The following is a 19,359-nucleotide window of genomic DNA, read 5'->3' as shown; positions in this document are numbered from 1 at the left end:
AGGTATGACAAAATGTACAGAAATCTAATGGCCACCCTGCTGCTGCTGTTTATTGGTATGATTGCCGCTCTTCATCTTCTGACGCCCGACAGAGCCTTCTCGGAATCGGAAAATCGGGTGCTGGAGCGGCTTCCACATTTTTCGCTGCAAGCTCTCGTATCCGGAAGGTTTGCTTCCAATTACGAAAAGTATGTATCCGACCAGTTTGCTTTCAGGGATGTATGGATCGGCGTGAAATCCGATGCGGATCGGCTCATGGGGAAGAAGGAGAGCAACGGAGTTTACTTGGGCGCTGACGGATATCTCATTCAAAAATTCACTGCGCTGACGGCCGGAGATTTGGAAGACAAGGTAGCAGCCATTCATTCGTTGGACAGCGTCACGCCCGGCCTTCAGAAGTATGTGATGCTTGTGCCCACGGCGGTCACCCTGCTTAAGGATAAACTCCCGGCTTATGCTCCGGCCGGCGATGAACCGAAGTATTTGGACCAAGTCCGGCAATCGCTCCATAGCGATATTCGATTTGTTGACGTCTATCCTGCGTTATATGCCGAGCGGGAGAATCCAGTTTTCTACAAAACGGACCATCATTGGACGACCCGGGGCGCCTATTACGCCTATCGGGAGCTTTGCAGGCAAATGGGGATCATTCCGCAGGAGGAGGAAGATTTCCATATCCGCCAGGTTACGAATGAATTCTACGGTTCGCTCTATTCGAAGAGCGGGTTCAGACGTCTGCAGCCGGACAGCATCGAGCTTTATGTGCCGAAGGAGGATCAGACCTACACTGTCGAGTATGTCGAAGAACAACAAACGTCGGACTCCTTGTACGAGATGGAAAATCTCAACAAGAAGGATAAGTATACGGTGTTTCTTAACGGCAATCACGCGCTTATCCATATAACAACGGGCCATCCGGGGGAAAAGAAGCTGCTGGTGGTCAAAGATTCGTACGCCAACAGCCTGATTCCTTTCTTAACGGAGCACTTCAGTGAGATATACGTCGCAGACCTGCGGTATTACGAGGAAGACTTGGTGAAGCTCGTGCAGGAACAAGGTATCCATGACATGCTGCTGCTCTATAATATCCAAACCTTTTTGGAAGACCCATCTATTAAGAAGCTATCGGAGGGGATCGAATGAGAAGAGATAAGAAAGAGATTGGGAAAATTTTAGCCGCTATCCTGGCGTTCGCTGTGGCTGTCGGCGTTATGGCCGGATGTTCCGGCAAGGAGGACGTCGCCGCCGAAGCTCTATCGGCCGCTGAAGTGGGGGAACGAATCCGGCAGGCGGTGAATTTTGATGATATGAAGCAAGGGGATAGCAGCAAGCTGCAAAAGCTGTACCATATCGTTGCCGCGGAGGTGGAGGATTTTATTCTTTATACGGCCTCATCCAATGTGAAGGCCGACGAGCTGGCCGTTATTAAAGTAAAGGATGAGAATCAGGTGGAAAGCATCAAAGAGAAAATAAGGCAAAGAATCGAAGCGCAAACGGTAAAATTCAAAGACTATCGGCCGGACGAATACTATCTTATCGAAAAGCATGTCTTGAAAACGAGAGGTCCTTTTATTCTTTTTGCGGTCTCCCGCGAGGCTGATCTGATGGAACGTGCCTTTGACGGCGCGTTTTAAATTTGGAACGGTAAACGGCCGGAATCTGTGTTAAAATTGTAAATATATAGTAGACGTTGGCCCGGGGCAGGCCTATTCGTAGTTGTCTTGAACTGCGAACTGCTTGCTTCGGGTTAATCGGTTTGAATGGCGTCTCAGATCAAACGCTTTTCCTCCAGAGGTTATTCGTATCCTTGGGCAACAATGTTGAGGGTGAAATCGTTCACCTTAGATTGATAACGATGAACACAAGATCGATTTAATTCATGTTACTTGGATTAGAATTAATGCTAGTTTGTATATACATACAAGGTGAGCCTGGAATTAAATTCTATGGAAGCGAGCTTTTCATAGGGGTGTTTGGATTCATTTTAGTAGGGATCGGTTTTTTCATGAAGAACAAGGAGCAATGAATTACTGTTCGGAAATCATTGCAAAGCAGGAGGATAAGCTATGAAGGCGGTTGCGAATGCAGTAGTAGTTGCGTTCATGTTCATGAGCATACTGATAGGCTGTTCCAATAGCGTTAAACCCGATGCAAGTATGTTTGAGGTGGGGATTGAGGAACTACAGGGTATCCGAGCGAATGAGCCATTTATAATAACCGGTTACCTGAAAAACAACTCGAAACATTCTTGGGAGATCTCTCACGGAGCCGGAATGTTTACCTATGAGATTGTGGATATGGAGGGAAATCGTGTTACCCGGAACACTGGCTTGCTTATTCAAAACGCTATAGGCTATCTGACGCAACTAAAACCGAATGAGGTTCTGCAAAACAACGGAGAAGAACAAAGAAGCGAAGAATATTATACATTCGTCATAGATAAACCCGGGCGGTACAAAGTCAGGACAAATGTAGAGTTCCGGATCGAGCATAACCAGGAAATTTATGAACAAACACTAACCAGCGAGTTCTATGAGTTCACCGTTGAATAGGTACTAGTCAGAAAGACTGATTATAGCAGAAGCAACGATTATAATTGGTTAATGGCGGACTATAATTAAAAATTAGAGCCGACATTATGGGGATGCAATGGAAAGCATATTAATTACTGGAACCAGCCGGGGATTGGGCGTATATCTGGCAAGGAATACTTGATACGTGAAGTCAAAGTAGGTCTTGCCATAGATTGGAATATCGCTTATAGTAGAGACAAACCCAATAGATCGTGCGGAAGAACCGCCCTTATTCTCGAATGCGAGCATAGGGGCGGTTTGTTGTTTTTTTTGGCCGCCTAATTCTTTGATAGAGGATTTCCTTCGACGGGTTAACTAGTTAATTTTGTAAAATTAGGAGGAATGAACTAGTTATTTGCAGAAACAAGTATAGGTATAAAAGCCTAATAGGCCTCAGGCTGCCCTTTATGCGGTTCTATTGGAAGCCTATTTTAGGCCGTATTATAGCATTCAACAATAATATTTGGAGGTTTAAACCATGAAAACAATTCCATTCAAAAACAAATTCATTACCGTTGGCGTAGCCGCAGCATTAATGATGACGGGGTGCACGAATCACTCGTCCTTGCTTGCCGCAGGCAAAGAGGAGCCGAAGGAAGAGAGGACAGACACTGTAAAGGCTAAGACGTCCGTTCAAGTATCTTTGTCGGATATCAAAGGCCACTGGGGGGAGCAGTCGATTCAGCAAGCGATAGAAGCCGGTTATGTGGACGGCTATGAGGATGGGACGTTTAGGCCGGAAAAGGAGGTTACGCGGGCGGAGTTTGTGAAAATGCTGATCAGCTCCATGAAGGAGAAAGTTGATCAAAGCGACTCCGGAAATCCATGGTATGCTCCCTATATGCTTTCGGCTCAAACGTCTGGAATCGTTACCGAAGGAGATATCACCGAAGATTTGGGCCAGCCCATTTCCCGGCTGGAGATGGCCAAGTTGGCCATTCGGGCGGTTGAGGACAGCTATAGGGGGAATAGAGAGGTCAAGGACGCTGAATTAATTTTTGAAAGCACGAAGGCTGGACTCATTACCGGAGTCGCCCCGGGAGAATTGGCCCTAGATGGCGTCACAACAAGGGCACAGGCCGTCACCATTATTCAACGGGTACTGAACGCTCAGACAGGAGGGACGAACGAAGTAGATAAACATGCGGCAAGTGCGGCCGAAATTGCCTTGTATGGAGCCAATACAAGGACGCTGCTGCAAACCGCTACAGTCCCCTTGCCTTATGAAATCCCGATTGGAAACGGTCTGCGTATGAACATAAAGGAAATCATAGTCACCGATATGACCGATCCGACCAGTCCTCTTTATGACAAGTATAAAGGGGCAGTGAAGTTTAGCGAAAAAATAGTTGGGGATGACTATGTGTTTACGTTCAACTTAGACATTATTAATGAAGAGGCAAGAAAAAATAGAAATGAAGGCTTATTTTTCTTAATAGATTTGGATGACTATATGCCGCTTGATATGGAGGATAATCTATATACCGTGAGTCTCGATGAGACTGGAACAACAAGTGGAACTCTTAGCTACAGTATGGATAAGGAATTATCCGATGGTATCATATCTAGCCATGGTTATTTGGACATGCATCTTTATACCAAGGGAACACGCGGGTTTGCGTTAGCTCACAAAATGGAGTAGGGGGACCTAGCGTCTTGAACAAGAAAAGAATGATTGTTGGACTTTCTGTCTTACTGCTCATCACTGTTCTTGTCACGACCTTCCTGTATCGTCCCTCAACGACCTATGCCGAAACGATGTTTATCGATTTTGAACGAGGGAGTATCGTTGGTACAGAAGAAGAATATTACCTCCCGTTTAAAGAGCGAGAGATGAAACTGGATTTGAAAAGCGATCTTCCGATTAAAGGCTATAAGATTTGGATGGATGACGGTACTGGTAAAGAGGTGGAAATCACATCTCAGGTCAACCGGAATGGTGATGTTCTTACTTTTAATGCAAAAGGAGTAGCAAAAACCTTCTATGGGGATCGGGATAATAACCCCGGTCATAAAATTTATCGGGACCCAAATGGAATCCAGTGGGGGCATGGGATTGAACGAGCAATTTTATTCCAGCCGGATCAAAGCACCATTAAGAATGGCGTTTCTGAGTACCCCGGAGTTATTCCTCCTACCGGAGTTTGGCAGGACAACGGGAAACCGATCGACAAATATCCAACGAACTTAAGATATCAGTACAATTTTACAGACGATGGACTTCCGGACTATGCCCCCAACTACAATATGGTCGGTGCAGCGGTCACTTTTTCAGTGGAATCCGATCCTCCAGATATATTCTACTCTGTAAAAGATGATAAAAAATCATTAAAAATTAATCTGGATAAAATTGATCCTAACTCCATTGAGATTAAAAAAGCAAGATCATCCAATTTGCACCCAAAAGCTGAACCCTTCTACTGGGGTAAGTCACATATCCCTGGTTATGGGGCTGTGAAAGTTCGCCTGATGCTTGATAATACCTTAAAAGAAGGCAAGGACTATCTTGTAGACTACCGTGATGGAAAACAGGAACTGAGAAATTACCTTATGGCCGTAAATACGGAGTGGGAAGGGACTTCCTATTTCTACAAAGGGAAAATTGAAATCATATATGATTTGGCCAAACCCGACTTAGGCAGCCTTGACTTCAAAACCTTGGTGGACTGTATCGGTTTGAACGTGGATACGCCTTTTGAAATTTCGTTTAGTAATCGTGGAAAAGCCATCGATACGCCATTTACGGTTCAAGTTTGGGTCGCCGGCCAGCTCCATAAGACGTTCAATTATCCGAAGATGGGGACCAATCAGACGATCAAAGAGCAGTTCACGTATAAATTTACGAATGAACGGTCCACCGAATTTGTGATCAAACTCGATCCGGATAACCGAATCGTCGAAGAAACGAAGGCCAACAATGAGATCAAGAAGCTGTATGCGGCCAGCCGGCATTGTGACGACAAGCCGATTGAAGAAAAGGAAATTACCGGAGATTTTGAAATTATACCCGGCAAAATTCAGTTCCGGGATTCCTTTACACTCAAACCGAAAAACATTGTGGTGAAGGGAACCGGCTGCGAATATGTCAGCCACCGGTTCCGGTACAATCAGAATGGGTGGGGTGTAGGGGATACACCAAAAGTATTTTCCAAAACCCAGGAATTCAAGCAAAACTATCCTTATAATCTTCAGGTAGGAACGGTTCAAGTGTACATGCAGATACAAACGACCTGCGGAAATTCCGATTGGATCGGGCCGAAGCCGTTGGAGATCGAAACGAATCCGGATAACCGGCCGCCTGTGTTCAGTATCGGTTGGTTTCAGCAAGGGGATTATTATGGTTTTATTCCTTCAGCCACCATTGTCGTCAAGGACTCCTATGTGAACCTGCGGGTCATTAAAAACCCGACAACCAATCCGCCCGAGCCTTATGATCCGGACGGGGACCCTATCGAATACTATTTCCATTTCGAAGATAGTAAGAGTTCCTGGATTCGCGGATTGCCGGATTATTACCGGCTCTGGCCCGGAAATACGGAGTTCAACAATCTAAAAGCTACAGAGCTGGGAACGCATGAAATCATGGCGACCGCAACGGATCCCCAAGGAGCCTCTTCAACCAGTAAGGCGATGATTACGGTGGTCGAGCCTAACCCGATCCCCATCATAACTGCACCTGATTCCGTGGTGGAGGGACGTCCCGTGAAGCCACCGATCCATGGGGAGAACAGTTTTACGTATGTTCCCGGGCGAACCATATCCAAGCACTTTTGGGAAAATAGACGGGATGTGTACCCGAAGCCGGGAATTGAAACGATCACCTTGGAAGTGGAAGACAATACCGGATTGCGTTCTTTACCCGAAAATAAAGCCATTCATAAGCTTGTGGTGAAGGAAGATTTGCCGCCGGTTCCCAAGCTGGCCTATAACTCTATCGGACTCCGGAATACACCGCTGCCGATTAAGAACGAAACATATAGTCCGGATGGCGACGCTATCGTTGTCAATGATCTGTATGTGGCCTATGATTCCAACAATGACGGCAAGTGTAACGAAGCGGACTTCCGGAAAATAGGCTCTGGCGGTGGGGTAGTGAATTACACCGCAGATAAAGTAGGGAAATATTGTCTGAAGGTGTATGCCGAGGAAGATTGGGGTAAACATGCGACCGGATACTTTTCCTTTGAAATCGTGAACCAGGCACCCGAGGTCAGTTTTACGCCGGTTGGCATTTCGACGGAACCGGAGCCAATTGAATCCACCGTTTATCCGGCAAGCGATTTTATGACGAATAAATGGGTGAATACTTCTTTAGACCAAAATAACCTTCTGAAATATTGGTCGGCAGCTCCTGACGGAACCTTGGTTACAGTCCCTATGATACGGAACACGCCAAATACGATTTATGATCGTTATCCTGATTATCCTTATGAAACGCTGCCTGTTTCACCGAATAAAGTAACCGGGTCCAAAGACCTCCGAAAACCGGCAGGAAATACTTTTAGCTTGGAATATCCCTTGGGTGGAGGTAAGTATATCGGCCGTAATATAAGTTCGGGTAGAACTTATCGATACTATCTGGTAGACACTAACGGCAGTAAACCGGAATTGCTTTTCGAAAATGAGGGAGTAGCCTTATATGTCAGGGAAGATTTGGGAGAGCTCATGTTTTACTACGAACAGCTTCTGAACCTTTCCAACGGAGAAAATTTGTTTTGGCGTCACTACAAGCTTTATAAAATCTCGGAATTGGCTAGAGGCAATACGACACCTTTAGATGCATCCACGCAAGACATCAGATGGTACGATTGGAAGTATACGGTGAGCGGACGGGCTTTAACTTTCTCCGATGGGTCTGACCCCAGGAAAAATACCCGGCTCGTCAAATTCAATACGGATATTAAAGAAATCGACCTTACCAATCGAAAAGTTTATTCTTACCGTTACGACAATTTAACAACTCCTTACAAAGTGGAAAGTTACACGGGGATCCCTGCGAAGAGCCGAGAGATGGAAGGTTATGACAATCACCCTGACTACGGACCGAAGTATTTGAAAGCATCTGATCTGTCCCGTATGGATTTTAAAGGGAACAAGTATCAGATTATAGAGGAGTATTTACAGTCTACGAACAAGTATGCGGATTATTTGGTTCGCTGGGATGGGAATACCGGAAAACCTGAAATTGTTCACACTTTTATGGGGGATTATCATGACTGGGTAAAAATTGAGTTCGAGTCTGACAGTCGTTATATAAACCTAGCTGTAGGCCCTTCTTGGAATAAGGAGTACTGGTATTACGACGCAGTTTCCGGAAATGTGCTGAAAGGGGATCGAAGAATCCCTTATACACCTGGGTTGTATCGAAACTCCGTAAACGGTATCGGTATTCTCCGGAAAGAAATCCGAGACCCTTATGATGATGAGCTGATGGGATATACGTTTGAACTTGCCGACAACAAGTCCAAAAGGTCCTTAGGGGAGCTGCCATTTAGGTCTGGAAGGTACGAAGACGGGTATGCTCAATTGATCGGTGGAGAAATCTACTTTGCTGATGACAGTAAAATCTTTACTTACAACTACGAAGGAGAGCAGCCGCCGGATCATAACGAATGGCATACCAATGGCCAGCTAATCCACACGCAAATGGCGCCGATGACGAATGGCACGATTGCTTGGAGCCAGAAGGTTGCGTATCAAGAAAAAGGTTATCTACCCACCGGAGTGAGTTTCCGGATACAGGATCATAAAAATATGTACCGTGTGGAAGTAACCAGCTCTAAGGTAAAGTTACTCAAAATCGTCAATGGCAGGAAACAGGTGCTGCGGGAAGTCACTCATTTCATTCCGGACAATACTTGGACCGGCTACAAAGTCGATATGCGCGGCAGCAGTCTGAAGGTGTATGAAAACGGGGTTCCGGTCATTGAAGTCACGGATAGCACATTCACCCGAGGCACATTCGGACCATATTCCGTCCATGATACGGTTGCTTTTAAGGGGATTTCCTCCCGGATGATGCCTGCCGGATCCGAAAGCGAAGTCAATGGTTATGCCATTGTCGATACGCAAGTGACTTATGATACGACCTACAGCGATTTTGAAAATGACCCGAAAATTCCGGACAAAACGGAATGGAAGACAGAACATATTAATACAACAATGTTCTTGAATATCGGGGATGGCAAGAGTGGATTGTCCGCGTTTCATAATTCCGTGCGGAAGACGCCGGTTCCGGTATTCGATAAGGTGGGAATGTACCGGATTTCGTATCGGGAAATGGACGATCCCCATCCCCAGTATCGTTATCCGAGCAACGTGTTCGGCCAATACCGGAAGTACTCGGATGTTGATATCAAAACGCTCATTGTCCATCGGAGGCCGATAGCGAATTTCACGGCCAGCATCAACAATAACAACCTGGTGGTTTGGAATGAGCGCAGCTACGATCCGGACCGCTGCTACAGCTTCGGAAACTGTCAGGCGGCTTATGCAGGCAATCACGGGATTTACCAGAAGAAATACTATTACGTCACACCTAGCGGCCAGACTGTCCAAGGAAAGCTGCAAAGGCCAACGGAAGAAGGGGTTTATACCCTAGGGTTGGCTGTAGCGGATGAATACCGGGCATGGAGCGACTGGTACGAGCAGGACATCGTTGTGAAGCAGCCTGTGGCGGCCAACCGTCCTCCCAGCGTGACCTTGACCTATCCGAACGGAAGCAAGGCAAACCCGACCTATGTGTCTACGTTGACACCAACGATTAAATGGAACCAAAGCGATCCGGATCCCGGCACGGTCTTTGAACTGTTTGACGTTCAAATTAAAGATGAATGGGGACGAATTTTCCTCAAAAGGACCGGATTAGTCCAAAGTACGACAGCCACTTCGAATCAGTGGACGCTCGATGTTCCTCTGGAGCAGGGGCAGAAATATGAGGTGCAGGTGCGAGTCACCGATGGCCAAGACTATTCTCCATGGTCCAACATCGGCTGGATGATCACGAATCGTCCTCCGGCAGCCCAGATGATCGTTCCTAATGGTACAAAGGATATGCCGACCATGATGGATACGCTGCGGCCGACTCTGCAATGGAAGCAAACCGACCCGGATCCGGGCACCGTATTTAAAGCGTACCAGCTACAGATTATGGACGAAGCCGGGAAAGTAATTCTGGATACAGGCGAGAAGAGCCAAAATACGTCCAATACATCAGCTTCATGGACAGTAGATAGGGATTTGCCGCCAAGGCAAAAGCTTCAGGTGCATGTTCGTGTTCATGATGGACATATCTGGTCGCCTTGGTCTCCCGTCGCCTGGATGATGATTAACCGCCCGCCGGTTGCGGATTTCGATTGGTCGCCCAAACCGGTGTGGGAAGGAGATCCGGCCGAAGTGTTTTCCTTGGCAACCGATCCCGATGGCGATACACTGACCTATCTATGGCAGGTGGAAGGGCCTGACGGGAAGCGAAGCACCTTCGATACCCCCCGCTTTAACCAGCGTTGGCTGCAGCCCGGGCGGGTGGTTGTGAAGCTGACCGTATCCGACGGTCTGGCCTCGGATTCCATTACCAAGACGATCCAGGTTCAGGAGCTGACGATCCGCTCCGAGGTTCATCATACTCCTGAATGGCTGGTCAGGCATGAGGAGAAGGAGCATAATACGACCGTTCCGCCTAAAGATTTTTACTCGGGGGAAGTGTTCGTCGTGCAGACGGAAAGCTCGCCGGCTCCGGTTCGTGAAGCGTCTGCTTCCTTGCAGGCCAACGGCAGAGACGGCAGCCCCATCTCCATTACGGCCCGTCTGGAACCCGATGAAAGCGGCGTGCTCTTCCATGGCGAGCTGTATGACGAGCGGCTCGGTTCCTTGGAGGGAGGGCTTCCCAAGGGGTTTCATCACATCCGATTTAAGATTATATATGACAATGGAGTGGTGAAGGAGGAGGAGGTTCCCATCCGAATTATTGGATCGATTTATGACTATATCGGGGTTCACCGCATTCAGTGAGCAGGAAAGATTTGCAAAAGAGCTTGGAGGTAAGGATGCGCAGCACCCAATGCGGGATATTACACTGCATGACGGCGGTCGTCGATCGCTCGTACGGCCATCCGGCCCATAACCAGAGCAGCGCGCGCCGCAAGAGGCGCCGCTGCTGTGCTGGAAGGGGAGGGTAATTGTAAGGTTTGCCCGCGGGATTGCAAGATATTTCTTTGGAAGAACGAAAAAGGATTTGATAGAATAATAGGCATCTAAAAATGCATAGTCAGGAAGCAAGAGGGTGCTTGACCATGACGCAGGCGAGCGTCGCCTGATTTCAGACAGTTTTGCCGAATTTCTGGATTCGCTGCTGTGACTTTGATGCGGGTGACGTTTCGGAAGGAACATGGAGGATTTTGAGCTTGCTGATGCGGGAATCCTCTCGAACTCGGGATGAGGCTGCATGGAAAAATGCAGCCTCTCACGTTACAGGGGGGGCGACTGTTTGCGGCAGGGCGGTTTTTAGGTAGGGAGAAGGAGGATGCGGAAGTTGTTCATTCCTTACCCCTGGTTGGGGCCGACGGAAATGAAGCGGACGGATCATTGGAACAGCACGTGACAATTGGAGCATGGACGGCAAGAAACCGCTTTGCATTATGACTTTTTACAATAGATGGGAGGCCAGGCAGTATGCAGCAGTTGGAATTTGAAATCCCTGAAGACAAACGAATAATTATCTTGAGCCTACAACCTGATCCCTATCGTGAGATTTTGGAAGGATCCAAAAAACATGAATTTCGCAGAAAGTTCCTTAGTACATCCGTTAATGCTTTCATTTATGTCAGTTCTCCAATAAAAGAAATCACAGCTTACATCGAATTTGGCAAGCCGATTATTGATAAAGTTGAGAATATTGGCCGTATCGCCGAACTGGAAGGGTCCGGAAGTATGGAAGGAATATCTAGGTATATGAACGGATTGGAAACCGGATTTGCCATACCCATCATATCGATTCGTGAGATAGAACCACTAACTCTAGAAGAGCTTAGAAAGACCTATCGCTTTACGGCGCCGCAATCTTATATCCATCTAGAGTCAAATCCCAAGCTGAAAGCAACCTTAATTCAGCGATTAAAAGCTGCAGCGGAGATGTCTTAAGTGGGTCGTCTGACTGGAAAGATTGAAATGCCCCAAACGGTAAAAAAGTACTAGAGCACTACAAGATAAATAATAAAGTACACATCAAAGGAACCGTCGTTAGTTGGAGTACAGCCTGTGTAAGATAATCATGAACTTAAGAGAACCACACCTGGACAGAAGGAGTGGTTCTTTGCGTTACACAGCAGCATGGCTGAATTTTAAGGAGGGAGGATGCAACCTTTTGTAAAAAAATCCCTGCTGAACTATTGACATGGCGCATCTTTTAGTATACATTTGTATACAAAATGATAGTGTATACGTATGTATACGAAAAGGAGGGTGCAAAATGAGAGGTGGATATCGAGAACGAATTGAAGGAAGGCATCGTGGCGAAAGCGTGGAAAGTCGCGAACATCGAGGAGACCGTCACGGACGGCATGGCTCTCGCTATGGGATGCCTGGCCCGCAAACGTTCAGAAGAGGGCGAATATTGGCTTTCCTGGAGCATTTGCAGTCCAGGCGTGCCACGGTGGCCAAACAGCTTGGCGAGCCTGAATATGAAACGATCAAACCGGTCATATCCGGTGAGCTCAAGGCGCTCGACCACGTTATAGAAGAATATATTCGCTTATTTGATCTACAGGAGGAGGATCCCCAACCGGATAATGGCGATCCCCCAGATGGCAGAGAGGAGAAATAACGGCAATGTGGCAGTTGTTGCGACGATTTTTTTCGTATTACCGGCCTTATAAAGGTTTGTTTATGCTGGATTTTGGATGCGCGGTCATCGCGGGTCTCCTGGAGCTTGCTTTCCCGCTTGCGATTAGCAAATTTATCGACGATCTGCTCCCGGTGGGGAACTGGGGGATGATCGTGCTGGCTTCATTAGGGCTGTTATGCGTCTACGCGCTTAATACCGTCCTGAACTATATCGTCACCTATTGGGGGCATATGCTGGGCATCAATATCGAGACGGACATGCGGCGGAAAATGTTCGAGCACATCCAGAAGCTGTCGTTCCGGTTCTTCGACAATCACAAGACGGGTCATCTGGTAGGCAGGGTGACGAACGACCTGAACGAAATCGGGGAGCTCGCCCATCACGGGCCGGAAGACGTGTTCATTGCCGTCATGACGCTCGCGGGCTCTTTTACACTGATGGCTTACATTAATCTGGAGCTTGCCCTGCTGACGTTCATTATCGTACCGATTATGGCGTGGCTAATTATTTTGTTCGGGGGAAGAATGACCACCACTTACCGCCGGTTGTTCTCCAACGTCGGCAACTTTAACGCCCGGATCGAGGAGAACGTGGGCGGGATTCGCGTCGTGCAATCGTTCGCTAACGAAGAGCATGAGAAGGAGCTGTTCGCGGTCGACAACCGAAACTTCCGCGAGACGAAGCTGATGGCTTACAAGACAATGGCCCGGAGCATCTCCGTCAGCTACATGCTGATGCGGTTGATCACCATTTTTGTGATGGTGTGCGGAGCGTGGTTTTATATCAAGGGCAGAATCGAGCTGGGAGAATTCATGGCTTTCCTTCTGCTGTCGAATATCTTCTTCCGTCCGATTGAGAAGATCAACGCCGTGATCGAGAGTTATCCGAAAGGGATCGCAGGGTTTAAGCGATATGTGGAGATTATCGACACCGAACCGGATATCGCCGATGCGAAGGATGCCGTGGCCGTTGACTCGCTGCGGGGAGATATCCGCTTCGAGAACGTGACGTTCGGCTATGAGCCGGATCGGAGTATTCTGAACGGCATCCACCTGTCGATTCGCGCAGGAGAAACGGTTGCGTTCGTGGGCCCTTCCGGTGCCGGTAAAACGACGATTTGCAGCCTGCTTCCAAGGTTCTATGACGTGACCGGAGGCCGGATTACGATAGACGGTCTGGATATCCGGGACATGACGCTGCAATCATTGCGGAGAAATATCGGCATTGTTCAGCAGGATGTATTCCTCTTCTCGGGAACGATCCGGGAGAACATCGCATACGGAGATCTGAAAGCTACGGAGGAGCAAATCTGGGAGGCGGCCAGGCGGGCGTCGTTGGAAGAGATGATCCGCCAATTGCCGGATGGAATGGATACGGTCATCGGGGAGCGGGGCGTCAAGCTGTCCGGAGGACAGAAGCAGCGGCTGGCGATCGCCAGAATGTTCTTGAAGAATCCTCCGATCCTGATTCTGGATGAAGCGACGTCGGCGCTTGACACCGAGACCGAAGCGGCGATTCAGCAATCGCTGGCCGAGCTGTCCGTCGGAAGAACGACGCTGGTCATCGCGCACCGGCTGGCAACGATCAAGAACGCGGACCGGATCATCGTCATCGACGAGAGCGGCATCGCAGAGCAGGGCCGGCATTCCGAGCTTGTCGCTTCCGGCGGCATATACAGCAGACTTCATCAGGCTCAATATCTGCATGCGTGAATGAGGGCTGTCCCCTAAGCGATTATAATGAAGGACCCCGTTCCCACTCATAGTGGGATTCAGAGTCCTTTTTGCTTCATTATTGAGACAGCTCCTTCGTGCACCGACCTCGAAATATTTGCTATCTATAGCCTGGCAGCTGCTTCGAAGGGGGTATAAACTATCGCCTGGAAGCTCACCAAACGTGGGTATGGTTAACTAACTGGATTTTCTACAGTTATTTTGCCCCCTTAAGGCGAAAAGAGAAATACTAACTGGAAAAACTACAGGTATTTTGGGGAGAAAAGGCGATATCAGCCAAAAACCTCAAATCTAAGTGTAGTTTCTCCAGTTAATTCAGTCACTTTTGAAGCAAGCCCGGAATTTGCCTGTATAAAATACAGTTAGTCATCCATGTCACTAGTGTGTCGCCGTCAGGGGGATAACAATCAGGACAAGGTGAGTGGTTGGCCGTGCAATTTTCAGGACAGTTAGTCATCCATGTCACTGGTGTGTCGCCGTTTAGGCGGATAACAATCAGCTCCCGAAGCCCCCTTGGCGCATCCTGACCGTGCCCGATCCGGTCCTGACCGTCATTACGGGCTGCCGCATAACCGCAGTCACTACGGATATGCGGCCTTTGAAGACAATAAAGCTATATGCTCCCAGCAGTCCGTTACAATAATAGTAACAACTATGAAGGGGGCTGCAGCCATGCTGCTGGATACGAAGAACAAAAAAATCATATTCGCCGTCATCATGATTATTATATGGGGGACTGGAGGCGTCGTTTATGCAGCCAAGGGCAATCCATGGTTGTCTGTCGCAGCGTTTGCGGTTGTGCTAGGAATGGGGGTCAAGCTCTATAGCACAATGAAAAAATCGGAGAAGTAAGGCCGGGTGAATGCATATGATACTGGAAACCCATCGCCTGACCGGCTGGTATACGAAAAATAAGCCGGTTATCAACGAAGTACATCTACAGATTGAGGGAGGGAAGGTTTATGCCTTGCTCGGCGCCAACGGTGCGGGCAAAACGACCCTGCTCCACATCCTTACCTCCATACACGGCCAATACAGCGGGGAAATCCGTTATTGCGGCGAGAAGCTGACGTCCGGCAATGAGATGCGGCTGAAGCGTTATCGATGCTTTATCCCGGATCATCCCGATTTATTCGATGAGATGTCGCCGCTTGGTTTTATCGAATTTGTGCATCGGTTATATGGCACAACTCCGGATTCGGCCCGGCTGGCGGAGCTTTGCGGGACCTTCTCCTTCGACCAGTTTCTTCATCAGAAAATCGGTTCCTTGTCGCTGGGCAACAGACAGAAGACGGCATTGATCAATGCGCTGCTGCTGCGATGCCCGCTGCTCATTCTGGACGAGCCGTTGGTCGGTCTGGACGCGGTAGCCATCGAAAGCTTTTACCGGGAGCTGCGGACCTACGTGACGCAAGGGAATGCCGTCCTCCTGTCTACCCATCTGTTCCCGATCGTGGACCGGATATGCGATGAAGCCTTCATTCTTCATGGGGGAACCATTCAAGAATCGGTAACGGTTAGCAGGAATCACTCAGTGCAAGAAACCTTCTTCCGGGTGATTGGCCATGAGTAGCGCTCCATCTGTGTTCCAAGTCCTCCTGCTAGATGAGACCAAGGGTAAACGATGGATCAGGGAATTAACTGCCATTGCGGTCATAATGGGAATCATCCTGTTCATTATCCCATCTTCCTACACAGCTCTCGGCGTTCAGTCGCTCGGCCATCTGCTTAAGGGGACAATTGCCGCCGGCTTATATTTGTCCGTCCTATCAGCCATCTCCAAGGCAAGGGATCCTAAATACAAGTTGCTGCTGTCTATGCCGATGGACAAAAGAAGGTTCGTATTCCTCTATGCTCTTGTGCTATGGGTAAAAAATTATGGACTCCGGATGATGCCCGTTGTCATGTCCGTGCTTGCCGTGAGCGTTAATGACGGAAAGCTGACGCTCCAGCAGTTAGTTCTGACGGGGGCGGGATGTGCCGTATCCGGATTGGCCGCTTCTTTATGCGGCACGGGCGCCGTCATCTTCGCTTATGAGCGAGGGCTCCTGCGGTTCCGGACAGGACGGTCGACGATGAAGTTCAACTGGATGAAGAGGGAGTTCGTCCGGTTCGCAAGCGATAAGGTGCTCTTCCTGAATCACCTCGGGTATTCGCTGTTTATGATCTTTTTTCTCTTTAACGCCATTGCCGTATCCCATGTGGATAGCCGTTTTGTCCTTTTCCTGCTGACTTTGCTCTCAACAGCCTCGACTCCCGGTGTGTTATTTTCCTACGAGAAGCCCTGCCGTTCACTGCTGCTCTCGCTGCCGGTGTCGGGGAAGACCTTGTTTGTAAATAAATATTTATTCAGTATCGCGATTACATTGCCTCTATATCTGTTGGCCTACGCGATCGTGCATATATACCAACCCGCTATCGGGACGCCGGGGCTGCTCGTACTCATGCTGTGCTCGCTTGGATTGACCGTCTTTATCAAGCTGTATTACGATTTTAAGCGGCCGAACTTCGAATGGAGTCATACCCGCCAAATGTTCGAGCACAAGCGGAAGTATAAGCTGTGGGCCATGTCCATAGCCGTATCCGCGCCGTGGATGTTATACTCATATGTGGCTATACTGGGAATAATCGCTGCGCAATGGGTAGTGACTTGGTGCTTCCTGTACGCCATAAGAAGGGGAGGCGCCGCAGTCAACCGATTTTAAAAATGCGGAAGCCGGTGGTGTAACATGGAGCTAAGCACAGCGTGGATAATCATATTATTTTTCCTGCTCTTATATATGCGGACGAAAGACGCGGTGGCCTCCTTATTATTTGGTCTACTGAACTATGTGAATTTTCTGTTTGCCCTGCAGATCAGCCACATCGTATGGGCGGAAATTCTGAACATCCGGAACCCGGCGGCCGAGCAGGTATTTTTGTTCGTTTTCATCGGGATTGTCGCATACCTGATCGGAAACTTGTTTTCGGGTAGAACGAAAAGGGACGGCCCTGAAGCGAAGCAGGTATTTTCTTTGCGGCAGCGCATTTTCATCTCGTTCGGCAATATGTGCATGATTATGGGGGGGGTCTATCTTTCCCTCCTTTTCTACAGGGGGACATCCGGTATGCAGGACAAAATCCTGCACACCCTGCTGCTCGCGGTATATATCGCGGTGATTGTAGTCAGCCACCGGTTATATACATACACCTTCAGGAAGGAGATGGAGAAGCGGCAGTTGGAGCAGGAGCTGGGGCAGTTGGAGAAATACGCGGCTTCCCTGGAACACGTTCTGCAGGATATGAGGACATTCAAGCATGACTATGCCAACATTTTGTCCACTCTTCAAGGGTTCATGGAGGAAGAAAAATTTCCCGAACTGAAGCGTTACTTCTACGATGAAGTTTGTGCATATTCCGAGAAGCTGCTTCAGATGAATACGAGACTGTCCTTGCTTGGACATATTCAGCTTGCACCGCTCAAAGGGATTGTCTCCTCGAAAATGCTGAGGGCTATGGCGGAGCAAATCGACGTCTTTATCGATATTACGGAGGATGTTCATGAAGTGGAGATGACCCCGCTCGACCTGTGCCGAATAATGGGAATCCTTCTGGACAATGCGATCGAGGCTGCGCTGGAGACGCCGCAACCGAAGGTGGAGCTTGGCATCGTCTCGAAGAAGGGGGCCACCCTCTTCATTGTTAAAAATAGCTGCTCCGAACAGACGCCGCCGATATATAAAATGTTCGAGTATGGATTTTCCACCAAAGGAGACAACCGGGGAATCGGCTTGTCCTCGGTAAGGGAGCTGCTCGACCGCAAATATCCCGATGCGATGCTGAATACGGAGCTGGACACTGCCGCAAGGACATTTATGCAGCAGCTTGTGGTCAAGAATGTTCATTCGGGAAATAGGAATTCGTAATGAGAAGGGGATTATCTGATGCTTAATGTTTACATTTGCGAGGATAATAAACAGCAGCGGGAACAGCTCGAACGAATCGTAACGCATTCGATCATCAGACAGAGGCTGGATATGAAGGTGGCGTTGTCCTCCGGCGACTATCTCGATATTTTGGAGCAGCCCCGGTGTGACGGCGGCCTTCCGTCCCTTTTTTTGCTGGATATCGATCTCAAAGCGGACATCAACGGAATCCAGCTTGGCGGGATACTGCGGGACAGGTACCCCGATTGCTTCATTGTGTTCGTAACCACTCATTCGGAGCTGAGCTATCTGACCTTCCAGTACAAGGTTGAAGCCTTCGACTTTATTATCAAGGACAATCCGGAGCAATTTCATATGCGGGTGGAGGAGTGTCTTCGCAAGGCTTATGAACGCCATTTGAAGAAGGGCGGAGATTCCCGCAGAATGACCATCGAAACCGATGAAGCCATTATCAATGTCAAATATGAGGATGTGCTTTTCTTCGAAACGTCGTCCTCACCGCATAAAATCAAGCTGCATGAGCGGAACCGGCAGATCGAGTTCTATGGGACTTTGAAGGAACTCGAGAAGCAGCTCGATGATCGCTACTATCGCTGCCATAAGGCATATATCGTCAATGTGGACAATATACGGGAGATTGACAAGCTTAAGCGGGTGGTGCATATGATCAACGGAGAGACATGCTATGTCTCCTTCCGGTATTACAGCGGTCTCGTCAAAGCTATGCAGAGCGGAACAGCAGAGGGGAGCTTGGAAGATGATAGCCTTCAAAAACATAGAGCAAGAACATACTGAGGCATTTTGGAAAATAAGACTGGAAGCCTTGAAGATGCATCCCGAAGCATTCGGTAGTTCTTATGAAGACTCGGTGCATACCCCATTGGCCGAAGTGAAGAAAAAAATAAAGAATGATAAGGATAACTATATCCTGGGAGCTTTCACGGAAGATGAACAACTGGCAGGCATGGCGGGATTCAGAAGGGAACAAGGAATTAAACTTAACCATAAAGGAATGATTTGGGGAGTTTATGTCTCGCCCGAGTACCGTGGACAAGGGGTTGCTAAAGCCCTTATTCAGGAAATATTGGATAGAGGAAGAGAAATAGAAGGGTTGCAGCAAATCAATTTAAGTGTTGTAACGGCAAACCGGCCGGCTGCTGAACTTTACAAGAAAGTTGGATTTGTAACTTACGGTGTGGAGAAAAATGCATTAATCTATAATCATCAAGGATATGACGAGGAGTTGATGACGTATTTTTTTAAAAGGTAAACAAATAGTGGATATA

The 19,359-nt window shown here is 48.2% G+C and carries 14 protein-coding genes; all 14 read left to right on the top strand.

What is annotated here, in order from left to right:
* Positions 1 to 12: 12 nt before the first annotated feature.
* Positions 13 to 1,143, top strand: a complete 1,131-nt coding sequence (locus ACTHRH_RS08795; protein ID WP_440415094.1) for a DHHW family protein — start codon at positions 13 to 15, stop codon at positions 1,141 to 1,143.
* Positions 1,140 to 1,634 carry a DUF4358 domain-containing protein gene (locus ACTHRH_RS08790; RefSeq protein WP_440415092.1) on the top strand — a complete coding sequence of 165 codons (495 nt, stop codon included), beginning with the start codon at positions 1,140 to 1,142 and terminating at the stop codon, positions 1,632 to 1,634. The genes ACTHRH_RS08795 and ACTHRH_RS08790 overlap by 4 nt, the downstream gene beginning before the upstream one ends.
* A gap of 432 nt (positions 1,635 to 2,066) precedes the next feature.
* Positions 2,067 to 2,552, top strand: a complete 486-nt coding sequence (locus ACTHRH_RS08785) for a hypothetical protein (RefSeq protein WP_144935075.1) — start codon at positions 2,067 to 2,069, stop codon at positions 2,550 to 2,552.
* 499 nt (positions 2,553 to 3,051) lie between these two features.
* Positions 3,052 to 4,215, top strand: coding sequence for an S-layer homology domain-containing protein (locus tag ACTHRH_RS08780; protein WP_440415090.1), 1,164 nt, complete (start codon positions 3,052 to 3,054; stop codon positions 4,213 to 4,215).
* A 14-nt stretch (positions 4,216 to 4,229) separates the two neighbouring features.
* Positions 4,230 to 10,583, top strand: coding sequence for a PKD domain-containing protein (locus ACTHRH_RS08775; RefSeq protein WP_440415088.1), 6,354 nt, complete (start codon positions 4,230 to 4,232; stop codon positions 10,581 to 10,583).
* Between the two features lie 660 nt (positions 10,584 to 11,243).
* Positions 11,244 to 11,711, top strand: coding sequence for a hypothetical protein (locus ACTHRH_RS08770; protein ID WP_144935066.1), 468 nt, complete (start codon positions 11,244 to 11,246; stop codon positions 11,709 to 11,711).
* A gap of 328 nt (positions 11,712 to 12,039) precedes the next feature.
* Positions 12,040 to 12,393, top strand: coding sequence for a hypothetical protein (locus tag ACTHRH_RS08765; RefSeq protein WP_150960124.1), 354 nt, complete (start codon positions 12,040 to 12,042; stop codon positions 12,391 to 12,393).
* Positions 12,394 to 12,407: 14 nt separating this feature from the next.
* Complete coding sequence (locus ACTHRH_RS08760; protein WP_144935171.1) at positions 12,408 to 14,126, top strand: ABC transporter ATP-binding protein; 1,719 nt, start codon at positions 12,408 to 12,410, stop codon at positions 14,124 to 14,126.
* 693 nt (positions 14,127 to 14,819) lie between these two features.
* Complete coding sequence (locus tag ACTHRH_RS08755) at positions 14,820 to 14,999, top strand: hypothetical protein (RefSeq protein WP_144935059.1); 180 nt, start codon at positions 14,820 to 14,822, stop codon at positions 14,997 to 14,999.
* A gap of 16 nt (positions 15,000 to 15,015) precedes the next feature.
* Complete coding sequence (locus tag ACTHRH_RS08750) at positions 15,016 to 15,720, top strand: ABC transporter ATP-binding protein (RefSeq protein WP_186328298.1); 705 nt, start codon at positions 15,016 to 15,018, stop codon at positions 15,718 to 15,720.
* Positions 15,713 to 16,852 (top strand): hypothetical protein, encoded by a 1,140-nt coding sequence (locus ACTHRH_RS08745; RefSeq protein ID WP_379290779.1) that lies wholly within the window; start codon positions 15,713 to 15,715, stop codon positions 16,850 to 16,852. Before ACTHRH_RS08750 ends, ACTHRH_RS08745 begins: the two co-directional genes overlap by 8 nt.
* 24 nt (positions 16,853 to 16,876) lie before the next feature.
* Positions 16,877 to 18,052 carry a sensor histidine kinase gene (locus ACTHRH_RS08740; protein WP_440415084.1) on the top strand — a complete coding sequence of 392 codons (1,176 nt, stop codon included), beginning with the start codon at positions 16,877 to 16,879 and terminating at the stop codon, positions 18,050 to 18,052.
* An 18-nt stretch (positions 18,053 to 18,070) separates the two neighbouring features.
* Entirely contained in the window at positions 18,071 to 18,868 is a 798-nt protein-coding gene (locus ACTHRH_RS08735; RefSeq protein WP_440415082.1) for a LytR/AlgR family response regulator transcription factor, read from the top strand.
* A complete protein-coding gene (locus tag ACTHRH_RS08730; protein WP_144935044.1) occupies positions 18,831 to 19,343 on the top strand; it encodes a GNAT family N-acetyltransferase in 513 nt (170 codons plus the stop codon). The genes ACTHRH_RS08735 and ACTHRH_RS08730 overlap by 38 nt, the downstream gene beginning before the upstream one ends.
* Positions 19,344 to 19,359: the final 16 nt, after the last annotated feature.

Source organism: Paenibacillus sp. SAFN-117 (genome assembly GCF_051966115.1).
Classification (GTDB): Bacteria; Bacillota; Bacilli; order Paenibacillales; family NBRC-103111; genus Paenibacillus_L; species Paenibacillus_L residui.
The sequence above is the reverse complement of the archived record's forward strand: the minus strand, read 5'-3'. Positions and strand labels throughout refer to the sequence as shown.

Bases quoted from the DNA above. Each gene is read 5' to 3' on its own strand.
- ACTHRH_RS08795 (WP_440415094.1), top strand. From the start codon at position 13: ATGTACAGAAATCTAATGGCCACCCTGCTGCTGCTGTTTATTGGTATG.
- ACTHRH_RS08790 (WP_440415092.1), top strand. From the start codon at position 1,140: ATGAGAAGAGATAAGAAAGAGATTGGGAAAATTTTAGCCGCTATCCTG.
- ACTHRH_RS08785 (WP_144935075.1), top strand. From the start codon at position 2,067: ATGAAGGCGGTTGCGAATGCAGTAGTAGTTGCGTTCATGTTCATGAGC.
- ACTHRH_RS08780 (WP_440415090.1), top strand. From the start codon at position 3,052: ATGAAAACAATTCCATTCAAAAACAAATTCATTACCGTTGGCGTAGCC.
- ACTHRH_RS08770 (WP_144935066.1), top strand. From the start codon at position 11,244: ATGCAGCAGTTGGAATTTGAAATCCCTGAAGACAAACGAATAATTATC.
- ACTHRH_RS08765 (WP_150960124.1), top strand. From the start codon at position 12,040: ATGAGAGGTGGATATCGAGAACGAATTGAAGGAAGGCATCGTGGCGAA.
- ACTHRH_RS08755 (WP_144935059.1), top strand. From the start codon at position 14,820: ATGCTGCTGGATACGAAGAACAAAAAAATCATATTCGCCGTCATCATG.
- ACTHRH_RS08750 (WP_186328298.1), top strand. From the start codon at position 15,016: ATGATACTGGAAACCCATCGCCTGACCGGCTGGTATACGAAAAATAAG.
- ACTHRH_RS08745 (WP_379290779.1), top strand. From the start codon at position 15,713: ATGAGTAGCGCTCCATCTGTGTTCCAAGTCCTCCTGCTAGATGAGACC.
- ACTHRH_RS08740 (WP_440415084.1), top strand. From the start codon at position 16,877: ATGGAGCTAAGCACAGCGTGGATAATCATATTATTTTTCCTGCTCTTA.
- ACTHRH_RS08735 (WP_440415082.1), top strand. From the start codon at position 18,071: ATGCTTAATGTTTACATTTGCGAGGATAATAAACAGCAGCGGGAACAG.
- ACTHRH_RS08730 (WP_144935044.1), top strand. From the start codon at position 18,831: ATGATAGCCTTCAAAAACATAGAGCAAGAACATACTGAGGCATTTTGG.